Raw genomic sequence first — 18,913 nt, 5'->3', positions numbered from 1 at the left:
ACATTTCCTCTTCAAGATTGATACCATCTGTATGCAATTGCTTAGATACCAGTTCGATAGCATCTGCATGTTCAATGAGGGCTTTTTCTTTCTCGTTGTCCTTCGTACCTGGGAGTGTATTATAGAACTGAATGCTGCTAGGCCTGAATTTGGATTTCTTTTCCTGCCCTGAGTTGGTCTCCTGACACGTTGCCCATTAAGCTGAAGCTTAGGGCAAACGTACCACAATTAACCAAGTCTTCTTAAATTTCAATAACATTCACGCTCCTTATAACCAGTGTTGAGGATTTCCCTCACATATATATAGACACCCAAAAAGGAAAATAGTTACTTTTTTATTCATTATTTTGTAAAATAGTCTAAAAAAGTTAGAATAACTGCCTATATGGACGACACACCGTAGAAACAAATTCCACATACTAAGTAAGAAAATCCGTCTCTAAAGGTATACCTTTAAGGACAGATAAAAATAAGCTTAGCGTTAACTAAGCTTATTTGAAAATGGCGATTTATTGGGATTATATGTTTTAATCTGCATTATACAAAACTCTATGAATACCGTCTTGTACTTTGTTGCTATGTCTCAAATCGAAATAGATAAGACTCAGTAAGACGGTGAACTAATACCAGTAGTACTGTAACAACAACTCGAAATTTATCCATCAGTAATTAGGTCCTTCTTGTGGAATAATTTCTCAAAATTTTACAGCCTTTCGATAATCGAACACATTATACTTAGTAGACCTAAAGAGAATTTTCCATTATTTAGGAATTTAATATTAAAAGGAGTCTTCAATCCATGAAGGGAAAAAAATTAGTACCGCTTTTACTTGCTGGAATTGTTGCTGGTTCTATTATAGTAGCGACGACTACAACTGCGGAAAGAGTTATTGCCCAAACTCCGATGGAGGCAGCAACTGAGTACTTTGATGCTTACATTGCTAAGGATGGAGAGGGAATGATGTTCTATTCAAAAGATACAAACTATTTAGATGAGAAAAGTCGTGAAGAAGGATATGTAAAGGATTTAAAAACCAATCCTACTTCTGGGTATGAGATTGTAGAAAGTACACAAATCAACAGTAATGAAGTTCAACTTTATGTGGATCAAAAGTATGCAGGACAAGGGTACAAACAGTTGCCACCACTCCCATATAAAGTTTTCAAGAGCGAAAATGGATGGAAGGTTTTAGTATAACCTTTAGAGATCAACACAGTGACAGGTGAAGTCACTAAAGGTACGCCGATTCACCAATGGAAGTATACAGATAATTAGGTTTTTCTTTGCAAAAGTAAGGTGAGATTATGTACTGCATATGAGTTAAAAAATATAGTATTAGAGGAATTATATTGAAGATAGGCACGAGTCTCGTACAAGTTGAGGATGAAGATCTCGCTCGGTCACTAGATCTCATTAATCACAGACCGCGAAAATGTTTGGGTTGGAGAACCGCTCACGAATCTTTCACAGAGGAACTGTCGCACTTGGTTTGACAAACTGTCGAATATAAAAGATTGAGTCAAGAAAGTGATCGTTTATTTCAGGAGCTATGTGAATATTTTAAGCCAGTGGGGATCGCATGTCCCTCGTGGAGAATGATAAAGCAAAAAATGGGTAAGTTATATAAAGGAACATCATATTGAAGATAAACACATAAGGGAGGATTCTACGATGACACAGAACAATCAACCTCAGGACGAGGCGGAAATTCGCAACAAGCTGGATGAAGACGGGGATTCCTTGATGGAGAAAAAGAAGATTTTGAGCGGAGTAGACATTGAACCGCAGGCGGATGAATGGGCAGCGAAGCCATCACCTGTTGCTTTTAATGAAGGAAATACTTCTTCGAAAAAATAAACAACATGAGCATCCTACGGGCTTGATGGAATGAAAATAAATGTAGCGAAGCAGGTACCCTTATGGTATCTGCTTTTTGGTTGTATAATAATGTAAAATTCAGTAGACGAAAGAGTGATGGGGATGAGTACAGGTACGATTAACATCCGAAAGGCAGAAATGAGGGACTACTCTGGCGTGTCATTGTTGATGGATGACCTGCACCGGATGCATGTCGAGGGGCGGCCCGATCTATACAGAGCGTTAGAGACCAGAATGGAGGAAAAGGAGTTCACCGAACTGCTGGAAACGGACAAGCGTTACCTGTATGTTGCCGAGTCTTCCGAAACGGGCTTGATTCTGGGTTACGGGAGCGCGCAGTTAAGTGTAATTCAGGATAACCCATTGATGGTGGATCGCAAGATGTTGTACATCCATGAACTTGTAGTGGATAACAAGCATCGGGGCCAAGGAACAGGCAAACGGTTACTACAAGCATTCATCGAGCTAGGGAGAGAGCTTCAGGCAGAAAGTATGGAGTTGTCCGTGTCGACGTTTAACTCTGGGGCACAGGCTTTCTATGAACAGATGGGTCTGGTCGTCCGCAGCAGCAGGATGGAGTATACCTTGTAAGATGCATCGCCCTATTTAATTAGGTAGGGATTCATCCATTTTTAATAAAATATCAGAATACCCTTGAATACCCCCATGGGGTATGTTACTCTTAGAAAAGAACGAAAGAAAAGGGGTGTTCATGATGGATCATCAGAGCCATCCCGAGGAACCTTTGCAATCCTCCAAGTCCGATTCAACGGAAGCTTTGGCTACAGTTCAAGAAGAAGCGGTATCCTGTCATGCCGAGGGCAGTGATGGGAAGCATGTGCGTAAGAGTCACCATTCGCAGGAGATGAAGAGTAACCTGGTTTCTCGTTTGAACCGTGTGGAAGGTCAGATTCGCGGGATCAAAGGATTGATCGAGAAGGATACGTACTGTGATGATGTGCTGACGCAGATCGCGGCGGCTCAGTCTGCTCTTAATTCAGTAGGCAAACTTTTGCTTGAAGGCCATATGAAGAGCTGTATCGTTGAGCGTATTCAGGCTGGTGAACATGAGGTTGTGGATGAACTGCTGGTTACGATGCGGAAGTTAATGAAGTAAGCTGAATTTATTTACCAAATCAAGTTATCATTTTAATATACCCCAAGGAGGAATTTACAATGTCTAATGTTACGTTGAACGTTACGGGAATGTCTTGCAATCACTGCGTGAAATCAGTTGAAGAAGCTGTGAAGAATACCGGTGCGAGTGGTAAGGTTGATCTGGCAGCGGGAACAGTAGCGGTGGAATATGATGAGCAGACGGTGAACGTGGATCAGATCAAAGCTGCGATTGAAGATCAGGGATACGATGTAGTTTAACGGGATCACAGGCTTAAGCCGAACATGCTCATGGGCGAAAAAGAGGTCAGAGTACCTTTTTCCAAGAGTCAGGTTTAAGCCTAATTTTCTGTCTGTTACATACCCCTTGGGGGTATGTTTGAATGTAACATACATTAAATTGAATCGACATGAAAGGAGCTGATATGATGGATAACTCAACGAATAAACCAATGGATAGATCATCCGAACCCACGCCAATGCCACCTATGGCAGACGCACCAGGACTAAAGACAACACTGCACATCACGGGGATGACCTGTGCTGCATGTTCGACACGAGTGGAGAAGGGCTTGTCCCGCATGGAAGGGGTACATCAGGCCAATGTGAATCTTGCCATCGAACAGGCAACCGTATCTTATGATCCAAAGACAACTAACGTGAACGCGTTGCGGGATAAAGTAGAGGCGCTTGGCTACGGGACGGTGTCCGAATCGGTTGATCTGAACATCACAGGTATGACGTGTGCTGCCTGTTCTGCGCGGATTGAAAAAGGTCTTTCCCGACTACCAGGGGTGTCTCAGGCGAACGTGAATCTGGCACTGGAGACAGGGCATATCGAATATGCCGCAGGCACATTAAAACCTTCGGATATTACCGCCAAGATCAAGCAGATGGGCTACGGTGCTGAACTACAATTGACGCAAGAAGAGACCACATCGGTTCGTGAACGTGAGCTGCAACGCAAAAAGTGGAAATGGATGATATCTGCGTTGTTATCGATTCCTTTGCTGTGGGCAATGGTCGGGCATTTCTCGTTCACATCCGGAATCTATGTCCCAGATCTGTTCATGAACCCTTGGTTCCAGCTGATTCTGGCAACGCCAGTACAGTTCGTGATTGGATGGCAATTCTATGTGGGAGCGTACAAAGCACTACGCAACCGTAGTGCGAATATGGACGTTCTCGTCGCACTGGGTACCAGCGCAGCGTTTTTCTACAGTCTCTATCTGACGTTATCCAGTGGGTACTTACCTTCTACAACCATGGATCATGGGGCAATGGGAACAGGCACAGCCGCCATGCCTTCGGTAGAACTCTATTATGAGACAAGTGCAATTCTAATTACGTTAATTCTACTTGGAAAATGGTTCGAAGCTGTGGCGAAAGGTCGCTCTTCACAGGCGATCAAAAGCCTGATTGAACTGGCTCCACGTGAAGCCCGTGTCATCCGGGACGGACAGGAAGTTATGGTTCCTGCCGCATATGTTGCGGTGGGTGATCTGATCCTGGTGAAGCCGGGGGACAGCATCCCGGTGGATGGTATCGTTGAAGAAGGGCAATCCTCAGTAGATGAATCCATGCTAAGTGGAGAGAGCCTTCCCGTGGATAAAAAGCCAGGAGATCCCGTTACAGGTGCTACGCTGAACAAAAACGGGGTATTACGACTACGTGCGACCCGAGTGGGATCGGACACGGCTTTGTCCCAGATTATTAAAGTAGTCGAGCAAGCTCAGGGCTCCAAAGCACCGATCCAGCGGATTGCAGATGTCATTTCAGGCATATTTGTTCCAATTGTTGTCGGCATAGCCGCGCTGACATTCCTGATCTGGTATCTGTTTGCAAGTCCGGGTGACTTCGCTGGTTCCCTTGAAAAAGCGATTGCCGTGCTTGTCATTGCTTGTCCATGTGCACTGGGGCTGGCAACGCCGACCTCTGTCATGGCTGGATCAGGACGTGCGGCTGAATATGGCATTTTGTTCAAAGGCGGCGAACATCTGGAGTCCGCACAACAGATTCAGACCGTGGTGCTCGACAAAACAGGTACAGTAACCCAAGGTAAACCGGTCCTTACCGATGTTATCACGGCTCCAAATTGGACGGAATCCGATCTGCTTGAGCGAGTGGGAGCGGCCGAACAGAGTTCCGAGCATCCGCTGGCAGAGGCGATTGTTGCGGGTATCCGTTCCAAGGGTCTGGAGTTAACCGCAACAGAGAAGTTCGAGAACATACCGGGATACGGCGTGCGAGCTTCATTAAAAGGGCAGGAAATTCTGGTCGGCACACGGCGGTTGCTTGCGGATGAACAGGTGAATGTCTCTGAGGAAACCGTTCAGCAGATGAACCGACTGGAAGAGCAGGGACGTACAGCGATGTTGGTTGCGGTGGATGGTCAGTGGGCAGGGATTGTGGCTGTGGCTGATACCATCAAGGATACCTCTCGTGAAGCCATCGGTCGTCTTCAAGCGATGGGGATCGATGTCATCATGATCACGGGAGACAATGAGCGAACAGCTCGCGCTGTAGCAGATCAGACAGGGATCGGTAAAGTTCTGGCTGAGGTGCTGCCGGAAGGTAAAGCTGCGGAAGTGAAGAAACTTCAGGAGAGTGGTCTGAAAGTTGCGATGGTAGGTGACGGAATTAATGATGCTCCGGCACTTGCTACTGCTGATATTGGGATGGCCATCGGAACAGGAACGGATGTAGCGATGGAAGCGGCGGATATTACGTTGATGCGTGGTGATCTGAACAGCATTGCAGATGCCATTGAGATGAGCCGACGCACGATGGGCAACATCAAACAAAACCTGTTCTGGGCACTCGGATACAACGTTATTGGTATTCCCATTGCGGCAGTTGGCTTCCTGGCGCCATGGCTGGCAGGGGCAGCGATGGCGTTCAGCTCCGTGTCGGTTGTACTGAATTCGCTGCGTCTGCAACGCATGAAGCTGAAGAGAAATGACTGACCGACCTTTGTTTGGAGATATATTCAACGCCTCATTGTCAATGAAGTGAGGATAAATAAATGCGCGGTTCGCTGCGGCGGACCGTGTTTTTTGTTGAGAAAACAGAGTTTGAATCGCCAGACAAGTGCGGCTTGAATCGTGGGTATAGATGTTCTTTTCTACGGAGAAAGGATAGCATAATGCTCATTTGTGAAAATCTATCGCTTGTATTCATGAATAAAGCTTGCGTTTTCTGAATTTTTCAAAAATAAGTTGACAATATGGACATATTCACATAAAATTTAAACGATCGTTTGATTCAAACAACTGTTTAAATCAAATTAGAACTATTTGAGTAATGGAGGACACCTTTTATGTTACAGGCTTTACGTACATTGTTTAAAAAACCGCCAGTGATTGTAGGGATCGTAACAGCACTTATGTTCCAAGTGATCTTTAGCGTGATCTGGATGACCGCATATTCTGGAGTAAATGACCGTGCGAAAGAATTGACGGTTGCGATTGTGAATGAGGACGGCGAAATGTCCAAAGGAATCGCAGATTCGCTCGCAGGAACACTGCCTTTCCATACCGTATCCAATCTGAGTGCGGCTGAAGCGTTGGACCAGCTGAATCATCACCAAGTACACATGGTGCTGGATATACCGGCTGGATTTAACGAATTGCTTCAGACGGCTGGCTCAACCGCCGAGATTAAATACACCATTAATGAAGCAAACCCGGTTACGATTAAAAGCATGATGCAAGGTGTATCACAAAGTGTGACAAACACGATTAACAAACAAGCTACAGCACAAGGGGTACAGACGGTGTTGACCGCTTCAGGTGCACCTGCCGATCAGGCTGCTGAAGCCGCTACAAACCTGACTACCCGAGTGGAAGGAACGACAACGTCCATCAACCCGGTTAACGGGATGAATAATCAGATGGTGCCGATGATGATGGTACTGGCTTCCTATGTAGGTGCCATGATCATGGGGATGAACCTCCAGACAGCTATGGGTATGCTGTCATCTACCTATTCCCGATTGACTTTGTTTGGCGCGAGAGTAGTCATTAACGTGGGTTCTGCATTGGTTGTTTCCTTGCTGGGATCATCATTGATCGTGGCACTGGGAGGACAGATTGCACAAGGATTCGTTGCATTCTGGTTGTTCCAGGCGCTCTTCCTGTGCACGTTCATGTTCTTCTCCCAGTTCTTCCTGATCTGCTTCGGACCAGCAGGAAGTCTGTTCAACATCATCTCACTGTCCTTGCAACTGGTATCTTCCGGTGCAATGGTACCGCGTGAATTGCTGAACAGCTTCTATAGCGGCATTGGGCAGTACCTGCCTGCAACATACGCCGTTCAGGGTATTCTGAGCGTGCAGTTGGGAGGCCCAGGAGTTCAGTCTGCTGCGGGCTCTATCGTGATTGTGCTGTTGGTTGCCGTTGCGTTGTCACTGGTCGTGACATTGTTGAAAAAACAACGCATGCCAGCTATGGCTCCAAGCCCTGCTCAAGCAAACAACTAATACAGCAGATGTATACCATTGCATCATAGGATAGGACAAGCACCCCGATGATTTTCATCGGGGTGCTTGGTGTAATATAATAGACAGATGATTCGCTGGCTACAGTTCTTGAGCTAGAGCGAATGAGATGAACGGACAAGAGGGAGCGGGACGGAATGACGGAACCGGAGTTGGATATCAAAACGAGGATATTGCTTGCAGCTAAGAAGCTTTTTGCACAGCAAGGGTATGACGGGACGAGTGTTCGTCAAATATGTGATGAGGCAGGTGCCAATGTATCGCTGGTGTCTTATCATTTTGGCGGCAAAGAAAAGGTGTTCGAAGCATTATTTGAGCATTTCTTCCCAGGGCATATGATGAACGCGCTGGCTGAAGAGTCCGTGTCCTCGCCTGTGGAAGGTATCCGCCGAATTATTGGTGAAGTTGTGAAGTTCACGATGACGGATCGGGAGATGAGTGATATTGTGCAGCTTGAAATTACACTGCGTACACATCGCACAGCTACCGTATTTCGTTTTCTAGACCCCGTCTGGACCCGCGTGAGGGAACTCCTGCAAGAAGGAAAAGACCAGGGGGTGTTCCAGGTCGAGTCCGTATCTTATGCGATGCTTCAGGTTATGGGTGTAGCTTTGGCGCACAAACGAGCCAAAAATTCACGATTTGGCTTTGATTATCAGGATATGAATACAGACGAGCTCGCTGAGCAGACAATTGAGTTCGTACTTCGAGGATTGGGAGTGAACCACCATGAATGAAACCATTGAGTTGATGATGAAACACCGCTCTGTACGCAAGTTCAAACCAGACCCGGTAAGTGATGAGCAGCTTGCAGCCATCGTAGCGGCTGGGCAGATGGCTTCCTCTTCAAGTAGTGTGCAAGCCTATACCGTAATTGCTGTGACTGACTTAGAGCAAAAAGCCAAGCTGGCTGAATTGGCAGGCAACCAGGCCTATGTCAATGAATGTCCGGTGTTTCTCGTATGGTGTGCTGATCTGTATCGGCTGAGTGATGCTGCGAAACGTCATCTTCCTGAGAAGGAATCGTATGCCGATTCAACCGAGAATTTCATGGTAGCCACAATTGATGCTGCTCTGGCTTCCCAGAATGCCGCTCTTGCAGCAGAGTCGCTTGGTTTCGGAATTGTATATATCGGCGGGCTTCGTACCCGGATTGAGGAAGTAGCTGAGTTATTGGGATTGCCGGAAGGGGTATATCCGGTGTATGGCATGTGCATTGGTGTTGCAGATCAGGAAACGGGAATTCGGCCACGTCTGCCACTTAATGCAGTTCTGCATCGCAATCGCTATAATGCCGAGCAGAGCATCAAAGGGGTTGAGCAGTATGATGAGACAACGACGGCGTACATGAAAGCACGGACTAACGGTGAAAGAACGACTCCATGGTCGGAACTGATGGCGAAGCGCCTGACTGAGCCGACACGGTTGCAAGTAAGACCGTTCCTGGAAGGCAAAGGATTCTTGAAGCGTTAAGTTGAACTGAAGGTAGTTACACTTGCCACTCCGATGACAGAACAACCTTCCGATCGCTGTTATCCCCAGATTTTTTGATCCCATTTTGTGAAGGTGAAAATCTGGTTATAACGTATGCTTCCGAAGTAGCTTTCTTTCAGAAAGCTTTTAGGCGACCGCTCTACTTCCTCAGGTTATTTCTGTTCTCTACGTTCTTGTGTAACTGGTTAGTTCAACTGATATATATAGTAAATTAGAAGTCAGTCGGGTAGCGAAGCCGACTGGCTTCTTTGTGCTGTGCTGGCAGGACAAGCGAGTGTGCTTGCTACTACCTGATTGTAATTAAGTTAAGCCATAGAAACGCTTTGTGTTCTGATAAAAGAGACGGGCGGCCCGCTCGGTTCCCATGCCGGTGATTTCACTCCATGCCTGGATGACCTGTCTGGTCATGGCCGGGTGTGTCATTCGTCCCTGAAATGGTCCTTCGAAGGGCCAAGGTCCGTCGGTCTCGGCCATCACTTGTTCTGATGGATATTGCCGGGCGAGTTCATGAATCTCTTCTTCATACCGAATATCCGACGTGAAGGAAATGAAATAACCGTTGTCCGCCATGCGCCTCACGGTTTCGCGAGAACCTTTGAACCAGTGGAAATGAGCACGTCGGAACTGATACTGCTCCAGTAGATCACAGACGATATCCGCATCTTCGTATACCGCATGAAGGACAAGTGGTTTGTTGTGCTTTTTGGCGAGCTGGATGAAACGTTCGAGCAGTTCGATATACTCGCTCTGATCGAAGTGCTGTCCTGCCTGCTCAGCCTCCAGACGGTTGTAATAGGGAAGACCAACTTCTCCTATGGCTATGGCTTGTCCCATATGCTTCTCAATCCATTGGAAGAATAGGTCCATTTCTGCAACGGACGGCAGTTCCTGTTCCGGATGGAAACCGAAGGTCGGATAGATGTTACGTGGATGTTGTTTTGCAAGCTCCAGATTGGCCTGGGCAGAAGCGAGATTCATGGACACGGCAATGACTGCCTCGACTTGCTGAGACGGGAAAGATAACAGCATCTCGCGTTGTTCGTCAGGGGTATACTGATCGAAGTGAATGTGAGCATCAATTAATGGTGCAAAAGCTTGAGAATGCACGAGGGAATTCCTCCTTGTGTTCATTTATATTCTAACTATGTTACGCAGAATTTCTTGTGGCGGATCACCCATTAAAGGAAAATAATAACTTAAAAACCCGCGCTATTATGATAGGCGGGCTTTCTGCTGTTCTTCTCGCATCCACTGTGCAATCTGCCGTTTACGCTCCAGAAAAGCGGATTCCTCCGTAATTTCTTCTCGTCTTGGGCGATCAAAAGGAACATGTACCTCGTGCAACACTGTTGCAGGTCGGTTGGATAACACATAGACCCGATCCGCAAGCAGCAATGCTTCTTCGATATTGTGGGTGATGAACAGCACCGAGCGGCGGTTCTGTTCCCAGATATCGAGCAGCCAGCGCTGCATGTCGCTACGTGTCAGTGCATCCAGCGCGCTGAAAGGTTCGTCCAGTAGCATGAGTTCCTGCGGACTGAGCAGGGCACGCAGAAATGCAGCACGCTGCTGCATTCCGCCAGACAGCATATGAGGGTATGCTTGCTCAAACCCGGCAAGACCCACGCTGCTTAACCACTTACGAGCTTCCGCAAGAGCTTCAGCCCGAGGAGGAGCGCTTGAAGCTACTTCACCAGCAAGTAGTACATTATCTTCAATGGTACGCCATGGGAAAAGAGCAGGCTGTTGAGGCATATAACTAATCTTGCCACGCTGTCCCGTTACATTCTGACCGTTCATAAGCACTTGGCCTTCCTGTGGCTTCAGCAGACCGCCGATGATGTGGAACAGGGTGCTTTTGCCACAGCCAGAAGGCCCAACGATAGCGACAAACTCGCCTTGCTCCACAGTCAGGGACAGGCCGTTCAGAACCGGTAACCTGCTCCGCCTTTCACGGAATGATGCATGAACATTAACAACGTCCAGTGCAGGTGGAACCGGAGCAGGAGTCGTATTAGCAGGTCGATCAGGGGTAGCCGGGTGAAGCTTTTCACCATGCTTTGGCTCCATTGCGTGTGCTCCTCGTCCAGGCTGGACTTGTTCGTCCTGTTGCCGATTCATATGGTCATCACTTCCTAATATACAGATTACATGCTTTACTACCGCTTCTGTGGCCGCCAGCGCACGAGCAGCTTCTCCAGTAGGGCAATGAACAGGAAGAGCAGCAAGCTGAGCGCGACAATAATCATGATCGCCACGAATAGGCGATCGGTGCGATAAGCCGACTTTTGCAGCATCATATAATAACCAATACCCTTGTCTGCACCAATCCATTCGGCGATGATGGCGCCCATCACGCTATAGGTAGCGGCGATTTTGACACCGGAGAACACGGATGGTAGCGCATGGGGAAGCTCCAGCTTCCAGAAGATCTGGTGACGTTTCGCACCAGCCATGCGCATATAGTTCATCATCGCTGCATCTGTACGGGTCAAGCCGTCCATGGCCGCCACTGCAACGGGGAAGAAACAGACGAGGATGATGGTAATCAGCTTTGGCAACAGCCCGAATCCAAACCAGATTAACAGGAGCGGTGCGAGCGCAATGGTTGGGATATTTTGACTAAGAATAAGTAAAGGATACAGGGCTGACTTGAGAAAAGGGACTAAATGTAGCACCATCGCAATCAGTAATCCAACCGCTGTTCCAGCGGCGAATCCGATCAGCGTTAACTGAATGGTTGCGGAGGCATGCATGCCAAGTCGTTCGGCCTGGGTTGCCGCTTCGCGGGCGATGTCGGACGGTGCAGGCAGCATCCATTTCTCAATATGGAAGAAAGAGACGGCTCCCTGCCATATCGCTATAAAGAGAATAACCGCCACAAAGGGCGGCCATACACTTTTGAAATAGGCAGGCATTAGCGATACTTCTCCGTCAGGGTATTCATGCTGAACCCATTAGGGCTATGGGCGATTTTTATCTGGGAGATGATGCTTGGGCTGCCAGCCTCCACAAGTACCTCGTGCATTTTACGGACAACTTCCAGCAGTTCCTCTAGTTCCCCCTCCATCGTGGTGTCGAGCGCGTTCACCTGATATTTCAGGCCGGATTGCTGAATAACTTCAATGGCGCGATCTACGTAAGGATAAGAGTTCTCGCCATTTGGCGTTTTCGGAATAACCTGAATGCTAAGTAGTGTGCTTGCCATGAGAGATCACGGCTCCTTTCGAAAATATATAAATTGAACTAATGACTGTTACACTTGCCACTTCGATGACAGAATAACCCTCCAATCGCTGTTATCCCCAGATTTTTTTGATTCCCTTTCTCTAAGGGAAAATCCGGTGATAAAGGCGAGCGCTTCGCTTTTTCACGTTATTTCTGTCCTCTCCGTCCTCATGTAAATATCAAGTTCGTTTTATATGAGAATTTTATTGGGGTAAAAACTCGTTCGTATATGCCTTGCTCACATCGATCTGTTCATCGAGCAGTTTTTTGCTAAACATCCAGTCCGTGTAGTTCTGCCATACTTCCTGCTTTTGCTCACCCCAGCGAGGGGCATCATCCGTGTATTTCGGACTAAGCCATTTCTGGCTTGCCAGTACCAGGTCTTTATCCAGATCCGGTACGGCCTTGATCAGAATATTCGCTGCGTCTTCGGGATGATCAATCGCATATTGATACCCTTCGGAAGTGGCTTTCAGGAATGCTTTCACCAACTCAGGGTCGTTTTGGATCGTTTGCTCGTTGGTTACGAGGACAGGTGTGTAGTAATCCAATGCATCTGAATAATCCTTCACATATAACATGTTGATCGGTTCCCCGCGCAGTTCGGCTTCAATACCCGTCCAGGCGTAGAAAATCCACGCGAAATCAATATCCCGTTTCACTGCGGTGAAAAAGTCAGCGTCACCCATGTTAATGTTTTTCACTTTCGATACATCGGCTCCGTCGCCTTCCATAATGGATTGCATCACGGCTTCTTCGACTGGGGAACCCCAACCGCCATAGGTTTTGCCTTCAAAGTCTTTCGGTGACTTGATATTCCGATCTGCCGGAGCAGCGAACCCGGATGTATTATGCTGAATAACTGCTGCGATGGAGACCAATGGAACACCCTGTGTTCGGGCTTGAGTTACACTCTCCTGATAACTTACGCCAAAAGGCACTTCATTCGAGGCAACCATTGTATCTGCGCCACCGGCACCTGGTTGTACAATCTCCACGTTCAAGCCTTCGGCCTTGTAAAAACCTTGATCTACAGCTGCATACAGGCCTGTGTGATTCGTATTTGGTGTCCAGTCGAGCACCACTTTAATATCTTTCAGGGCGGCAGTGTTACCTTCGTTGCTGCTTTCCGTATTTGTGTTGCCGTTCTGCCCAGCTGGGGCAGCTTCTTTGCCACCACATGCGGCTACAGTCACCATAAGCACGCATAAGAGCAACAATCCCATCGTTTTACGCCATTTCATCTGTGGTTCTCTCCTTCGGTATGTCCGGCCGATTGGCACGGGGTACTCCTTGGCTTCATATCCAATCATCTTGCATAAATCGAAAGATTTATACCAGTTGAGATCTGGATAACGTCACTTTTTTAGCTCTCTGGCTATATAAAAGAACATTAAAAAAGCGTCCCGTATTCCGGGACGCGTGCAGGCGTTAGAGAGGTGGCGTTCAGCCATAGGGCTGTGCCATTTCGATATACTCCGATTCCTACGCTGGCATGATCCAGATCAGGTCTAAGGGTTAGTATCTTGGTGGGATACACTCTCAGCCGGCCAATTCCGACTCCCCTGGGAAACTATGAAGTTACGGGCATTACTAGGTGTAATTATAGGCCAGCGGGTGGAACGTGTCCAGTCAGGAACTGGATGGGGACACGTATGAACTTATCAAACAGGCCGTTATACATATGTATATCAGCCTGTTTAGATGTGTTATTTTCAATAATTATCGTGGGGAATCATATAAGGCAATCTGACTGAGTGCAAAAGCATCGGATTTTGGGTCATAACCTACCTGTTTCTGAGTGGTTTCCAGATTTAATCGTTTAAACCGATTATTCGAGATCCCATGCAGTATGGTGAAGGGTTCCAGATCGGTAGTTGTAATTGCTTTGAACATCAAATCACACAAGTCAGCTGGACTAATATACGCGCTCATATCCCTTGCCTCCAGCACTGGTCCGTCCGGTTGAAAATCATCATATGCACCTATACGTACCGCAACACTTTGTAAACCTTCGGTATACGCAAAATAGGAAGCGAGCGATTCTCCAAAACATTTGCTAACCCCGTACAAATTCCGTGGACGTGTTGGCATGTCCGGATAGACTTGAGCATCAATGGGATACCCCTCAATCGTCTGTGCACTGCTTGCAAGAATGACTCTTCGTACACTTTGGTCTTTAGCTGCACGGAATACATTAAATGTACCTTTGATATTGATGTCCAACAACGATTCATAAAATCCGGCATTCGGGGAAGGATCTCCAGCCAGATGTACAACCACATCCATGCCTTCGCAAGCATGCTGACAGGCTTCGGGGTCTGTCACATCCAGTGTGATGATCTCATGGCCGGTCCCTTGATACGTATGCAGTCTGTCGATATTTAAATCCGTTAGTCTCAGGTGAAATGCCTCTGACAAGTGTTGGGACAAGTCACGTCCAATTTTTCCGGCTGCGCCGGTAATTAAAATGTTCATAAATCAACTCCATTTCTTAGCGCTGGAAGAACTCAATCCATTCCTTTTCAGGTCCATAGATGAAGAAATAGCGGTAACCGTTAGGCAGTGTGATAATCTCTCCATCGATAAATTCGGCTTCGGTGGATTGAATGCGTTTGTACTCAGAATCAAGATCATCCACGTGGATCGCAAAATGGTGCACCGTACCTTCGGAAGGCAGCTTGTCGCTGTATCCTTGAATTAACTCAATCTCAGTCTCGTTACTTCCATTGAAGCCAAGAAAGGCGAGCTGAATGACGCCGTTGGTGTGGGTTACCCGGTCTTTCAATTCAAGACCAACGATCTCCGTGTAGAAACGCAGCGTGGTCTCCAGATCACGAACGGCAATGCCGACGTGGTCAATGCGCTTTTGAAAACTCACAATCAAAAACCTCCTTATGTAGTGAATGTTTCTACCATTTTAAGGGATATCATAGGGCTGTACTACATGGTTGTCAAATCCAATTTTAAATTGGAAAAATCATAATTGTTCACGAAATGTTCACTTATGTAGAGTTTGGGTGTGCTCGTTATGTCATTTTTTATGGTGATTGGCATGGTTCTGATCATGTCCTTGTATGGGATGGTTTCAGCATATCTCGCTGATCAATTAAGTGGGTCATCCGTACTCCGTACGTATCTCCATACCATTGCTCGTAACTTCAGCCTTGCGCTTCCATATCAGTTAATCATTCTGGGACCGCTCGTCCGATATGTATTCGGTAAATTCATCAAGGATAACGGGCCCGTAATGCCTGTCGTTAACAAAAGTGTGTGATTCGGCTGGCCCTAAGTATTTCCTGGGCAATCGTGTGCAAATGAATAGATCGTATTCTTACCTGTAATGAAAGGTGATCTGAGGCAAAGATAGGATACTTTCCACCACGATTACAGCGCTAACGAATCGAGAACATCTTATTAGGCCAATTTTTAGGGAATAAAAAATCTAACGAATCTCAGCGGGTTATTATGATAAAAAACTGCAACGAGACCTTGAATTTGAGATAATTATCTATAATAACGTCTCTAGGATTCGTTAGATTTCAAATATCCTAAAATGCAGATAAATAACGTGTGCTAGGTTCTTTATACAAAGTAACGCTACAAAAAAATGTCCACCGTCAGGTTATGGCGGTGGACATCTCAATCTCTTTAATAGGTATTTCTAATCCTCAGGACTGGATCAACACAGAACTGTTAATTCGCAGAATTCACTATATGTTTGTTCTGCCATTGATACGTGATTACGCTAATGACAAGCAGGCCAACTGCAAAGATCGCAAGCATCCATGCAGACTGATTAACCGCCAGATGATCAAGACTCCATCCCGTAGTCAAAGGCAGAATGGCACCGCCAACCCCACCTGAGGCAATCAAAATGCTGGGTGTGGATTCTTCTGTTCCGGGCAGCAGTTTACTGGCGAAGACAAGGGCAATGGAGAAAATGCCTGACATCGCAAGTCCAAGCAGCAAGATGATGAGAAACGCAGACCAGATTTGGTTTGTAAATGGAAATACCATTAATAAGAGAACAGAAGCAAGACAACTGTACAGGACATAGACTCGGTATTGAAATTTCTCTGCGATATACCCGGCGAAGAGTCGTCCGACAGACATGGCAATCCAGAAACAGGTGACGCTAAGCGCTGCTCCGGCTTCCTTCATGTTCATTTTCTCAATCAGAATCGCTGGCATGAAGTTCGCAAGACTCATCTCTGTTCCAACATATAGGAAGAAGAACAGGACGAATAATACCAGAAGAGTTCTGTTACGGCCACGATAGGTTGGACTGGATGTACTTGCAGATGCGGGATGCATCTCACCTGATGTCCCAGCAGAGTGCGTATTTACGGAAGTGTGATTTGAACTATGTCGCTCCAGAAACCTATCAAGTTCACCAAATGATCCTTTTGCCCAGAAAACAAAGGTCAGCGCTGCGCAGATCGCAACAACGAGAAAGGAGAGACGCCAGTATCCGGCAGCAATCAGACCGCTGGCAATGAGCGGCATGACCATCGCCCCAATCCCGAATAACACTTCCAGTCGACTCATGGCAACGGCTGTATTGTCTTTGATTGCCGCAATGATAATGGTTCCAATAACAGCTTCAACCATTCCGAATCCAAAGCCGGCTGCGGGTGCGATGACGTACATCCAGCCCCATGGTGGCAGCAGCATATAGGCTAATTCTGCGATACAGAGCAGTGCTGTGGCGATTAACAGGCCTCCCCGTTTACCAAAGCGTCTGTTCAGCCATGGAGATAACAATACACCACCCAGGAATCCGGCAAATTGAGCGAAGATCAGCGTTCCGCCTTGGCTATAATCTTTGCCATAATGTTCAAGTGCAACCGGCAGAATGGAACCGAGCACAACGTGGGCAAGTCCAATCAGGAAATAGGACAGACATCCGATCCAAAGTAATTTTTTCATAAAGAACTCCTTCTACTTATATACATAAATTGAGGATCACAATAAAGCTCCATCTTGAAGACAAAGTCTATCATAACAGGGCATGTTACGTTGTGCCATGAATTCCGGATCGATACAGGAGGTTGCAATTTGGTCTAACGTTCGTATATACTGAGACACAACAATTACAGATCGGACCATGCCGTTGAAGAGCATCCAACTCGGAGGCGTTTTCGCCAGGGGAGCGATATTTCCCCAAGTTAACCGGAACCGCCCGTTATCGCGGACCAAGAGGCTGGAAGCAGGATATCCTGATTCAGCAAGTTGGGTGGCACCGCGAGCAGAGCGCTCCTCGTCCCAAGGGATGAGGGCGCTCTTTGTATTTTTACAGCCAAAGGAGACGGTGACCATGTTGGAAATGAAATGGATTCGGGCACATGCAGAAGAGGTTCAGGCCGCAGCAGACGGGAAAAAAATTAATATCAGCATTCGCACATTGCTGGAGCGGGATGAGGAACGCAGAGCACTTTTACAGGAATCGGAAGAAGGGCGCAGATTGCGCAATACGTTATCTGCAGACATTGGCAGACTCATGCAAGCTGGGGATCGGGAACAGGCCGAGGGTTTGCGGGCTGAGGTGAAACAGATCAATGAACAGTTGGAACAGGTGGAAGCGAAGCTCGCCCCTGTGCAGGAGGAGGTAACCAAGCTGCAATGGCTAGTACCCAATATCGTATCACCGGATACCCCGAAAGGCACGTCGGATGCGGATAATGTAGAGCTTCGACGTGTGGGAGAGGTGCCAACGTTCGAGTATAACACCAAAGATCACGTGGAACTTGGGGAGTTGCATGATCTCATCGATATTCCCCGTGGAGTTAAGATTGGTGGTACGCGAAGTTATGTATTAAAAGGCGCTGGTCTGTTATTACATCGGGCAGTACAGCAACTTGCGCTGGATCTGCTGCTGAAGCATGGGTTTACACCGATGGAGGTACCGCTGATGGTCAGGGAGGATGCACTGGTGAATACCGGATTCTTCCCAACTGGTCGAGATCAGGTCTATGAACTCGAAGGGGAGAACAAGTGGCTGGTGGGAACTTCTGAAGTGCCGCTGGTCTCGTATTATGCGGATGAAATTGTCGATGTTCAAGAGCCTGTGAAGCTGGCCGCGGTATCGACGTGTTTCCGCAGTGAAGTTGGTTCCGGCGGACGTGATGTACGCGGATTGTATCGTGTGCACCAATTTGCCAAAGTTGAGCAGGTCATTCTCTGTGCCCCTGATGCGGAAGAATCGGAGCGCATGTTGCAAGAGATTACAGGACACGCCGAAGAATTGCTGCAATTACTGGAACTGCCGTATCGTGTTGTCGCTGTATGTACCGGGGATATGTCGCAGAAAACGTACAAACAGTATGACATCGAGACGTGGATGCCAAGCCGCGGTGCATATGGAGAAACGCATTCGTCGTCGAATCTGCATGATTTTCAGGCGCGGCGTTCGAATATTCGTTGCTTGGATGCCGAAGGCAAGTTGGCGTATTGTCACACACTGAATAATACGGCGGTGGCATCGCCGCGTATCCTGATACCGTTGCTTGAGAATCATCAGCAGGAGGATGGAAGCATTCACATTCCGGTAGCCCTGCGGCCCTATATGGGCGGGGCAGAGAGCTTGATTTTGCCAGAGCAGGATGCAGTGAAGTAGAGAGGTTAGGTAACGCTTTAGTAATTCAAAAAGGGGATGTTCCACACGTCATGTTGTATGTGACGATGGACATCCCCTT

General features: G+C 47.2%; 19 protein-coding genes, 1 pseudogene and 1 riboswitch. Of the genes and pseudogenes, 12 read left to right on the top strand and 8 right to left on the bottom strand.

Features of this window, described 5'->3' with window-relative positions:
• Positions 1-799: 799 nt before the first annotated feature.
• The 10 genes and pseudogenes from AC6CIF_RS20185 to nfsA all read left to right on the top strand — a co-directional run bounded on the left by AC6CIF_RS20185 (position 800) and on the right by nfsA (position 8,966).
• The gene (locus AC6CIF_RS20185) at positions 800-1,198 is read left to right on the top strand and encodes a hypothetical protein (RefSeq protein WP_498201315.1); all 399 of its coding nucleotides are present in this window, start codon (positions 800-802) and stop codon (positions 1,196-1,198) included.
• Positions 1,199-1,377: 179 nt separating this feature from the next.
• Positions 1,378-1,494: pseudogene (locus AC6CIF_RS20180) on the top strand (IS30 family transposase); the annotation flags it as partial.
• Positions 1,495-1,672: 178 nt separating this feature from the next.
• Entirely contained in the window at positions 1,673-1,858 is a 186-nt protein-coding gene (locus tag AC6CIF_RS20175; RefSeq protein ID WP_036616704.1) for a hypothetical protein, read from the top strand.
• 123 nt (positions 1,859-1,981) lie between these two features.
• Complete coding sequence (locus AC6CIF_RS20170; RefSeq protein WP_498201314.1) at positions 1,982-2,470, top strand: GNAT family N-acetyltransferase; 489 nt, start codon at positions 1,982-1,984, stop codon at positions 2,468-2,470.
• A gap of 124 nt (positions 2,471-2,594) precedes the next feature.
• On the top strand, positions 2,595-2,996 hold the full coding sequence (locus tag AC6CIF_RS20165) for a metal-sensitive transcriptional regulator (RefSeq protein WP_283945829.1): 402 nt from the start codon (positions 2,595-2,597) through the stop codon (positions 2,994-2,996).
• 59 nt (positions 2,997-3,055) lie between these two features.
• On the top strand, positions 3,056-3,256 hold the full coding sequence (locus AC6CIF_RS20160) for a copper ion binding protein (protein WP_017691004.1): 201 nt from the start codon (positions 3,056-3,058) through the stop codon (positions 3,254-3,256).
• Positions 3,257-3,474: 218 nt separating this feature from the next.
• On the top strand, positions 3,475-5,961 hold the full coding sequence (locus tag AC6CIF_RS20155) for a heavy metal translocating P-type ATPase (RefSeq protein WP_498201376.1): 2,487 nt from the start codon (positions 3,475-3,477) through the stop codon (positions 5,959-5,961).
• 353 nt (positions 5,962-6,314) lie between these two features.
• Entirely contained in the window at positions 6,315-7,475 is a 1,161-nt protein-coding gene (locus tag AC6CIF_RS20150) for a YhgE/Pip domain-containing protein (RefSeq protein ID WP_036673157.1), read from the top strand.
• Positions 7,476-7,630: 155 nt separating this feature from the next.
• Positions 7,631-8,230, top strand: coding sequence for a TetR family transcriptional regulator (locus AC6CIF_RS20145; protein WP_498201313.1), 600 nt, complete (start codon positions 7,631-7,633; stop codon positions 8,228-8,230).
• Complete coding sequence (nfsA, locus tag AC6CIF_RS20140) at positions 8,223-8,966, top strand: oxygen-insensitive NADPH nitroreductase (RefSeq protein WP_498201312.1); 744 nt, start codon at positions 8,223-8,225, stop codon at positions 8,964-8,966. The genes AC6CIF_RS20145 and nfsA overlap by 8 nt, the downstream gene beginning before the upstream one ends.
• Before the next feature lie 321 nt (positions 8,967-9,287).
• On the opposite strand, the gene AC6CIF_RS20135 is transcribed toward nfsA, so the two are convergent.
• From AC6CIF_RS20135 to AC6CIF_RS20105, 7 genes are all read right to left on the bottom strand, one after another.
• The gene (locus tag AC6CIF_RS20135; protein WP_498201311.1) at positions 9,288-10,118 is read right to left on the bottom strand and encodes a TatD family hydrolase; all 831 of its coding nucleotides are present in this window, start codon (positions 10,116-10,118) and stop codon (positions 9,288-9,290) included.
• Between the two features lie 81 nt (positions 10,119-10,199).
• Complete coding sequence (locus tag AC6CIF_RS20130; RefSeq protein WP_498201310.1) at positions 10,200-11,108, bottom strand: ABC transporter ATP-binding protein; 909 nt, start codon at positions 11,106-11,108, stop codon at positions 10,200-10,202.
• 38 nt (positions 11,109-11,146) lie between these two features.
• Positions 11,147-11,905 (bottom strand): ABC transporter permease, encoded by a 759-nt coding sequence (locus AC6CIF_RS20125; protein ID WP_498201309.1) that lies wholly within the window; start codon positions 11,903-11,905, stop codon positions 11,147-11,149.
• A complete protein-coding gene (locus AC6CIF_RS20120; RefSeq protein ID WP_498201308.1) occupies positions 11,905-12,195 on the bottom strand; it encodes a thiamine-binding protein in 291 nt (96 codons plus the stop codon). Before AC6CIF_RS20120 ends, AC6CIF_RS20125 begins: the two co-directional genes overlap by 1 nt.
• A gap of 223 nt (positions 12,196-12,418) precedes the next feature.
• A complete protein-coding gene (locus AC6CIF_RS20115) occupies positions 12,419-13,459 on the bottom strand; it encodes an ABC transporter substrate-binding protein (protein WP_498201307.1) in 1,041 nt (346 codons plus the stop codon).
• 220 nt (positions 13,460-13,679) lie between these two features.
• Positions 13,680-13,792: riboswitch (TPP riboswitch) on the bottom strand.
• Positions 13,793-13,937: 145 nt separating this feature from the next.
• Positions 13,938-14,693 (bottom strand): NAD-dependent epimerase/dehydratase family protein, encoded by a 756-nt coding sequence (locus AC6CIF_RS20110; protein ID WP_498201306.1) that lies wholly within the window; start codon positions 14,691-14,693, stop codon positions 13,938-13,940.
• A gap of 16 nt (positions 14,694-14,709) precedes the next feature.
• Positions 14,710-15,096 carry a VOC family protein gene (locus tag AC6CIF_RS20105; RefSeq protein ID WP_076253877.1) on the bottom strand — a complete coding sequence of 129 codons (387 nt, stop codon included), beginning with the start codon at positions 15,094-15,096 and terminating at the stop codon, positions 14,710-14,712.
• A 150-nt stretch (positions 15,097-15,246) separates the two neighbouring features.
• On the opposite strand from AC6CIF_RS20105, the gene AC6CIF_RS20100 reads away from it, so the two are divergent.
• A complete protein-coding gene (locus AC6CIF_RS20100) occupies positions 15,247-15,492 on the top strand; it encodes a DUF2798 domain-containing protein (protein WP_498201305.1) in 246 nt (81 codons plus the stop codon).
• A gap of 419 nt (positions 15,493-15,911) precedes the next feature.
• Here AC6CIF_RS20100 and AC6CIF_RS20095 read toward each other — a convergent pair whose 3' ends face one another.
• On the bottom strand, positions 15,912-17,147 hold the full coding sequence (locus tag AC6CIF_RS20095; protein WP_498201304.1) for an MFS transporter: 1,236 nt from the start codon (positions 17,145-17,147) through the stop codon (positions 15,912-15,914).
• 388 nt (positions 17,148-17,535) lie between these two features.
• Here AC6CIF_RS20095 and serS point away from each other — a divergent pair, with 388 nt between their 5' ends.
• A complete protein-coding gene (gene serS, locus AC6CIF_RS20090) occupies positions 17,536-18,834 on the top strand; it encodes a serine--tRNA ligase (protein WP_498201303.1) in 1,299 nt (432 codons plus the stop codon).
• The last annotated feature ends 79 nt before the right edge of the window (positions 18,835-18,913 follow it).

This window comes from Paenibacillus sp. GQ49, assembly GCF_059759055.1.
This window is presented reverse-complemented; position numbering and strand designations above follow the sequence as displayed.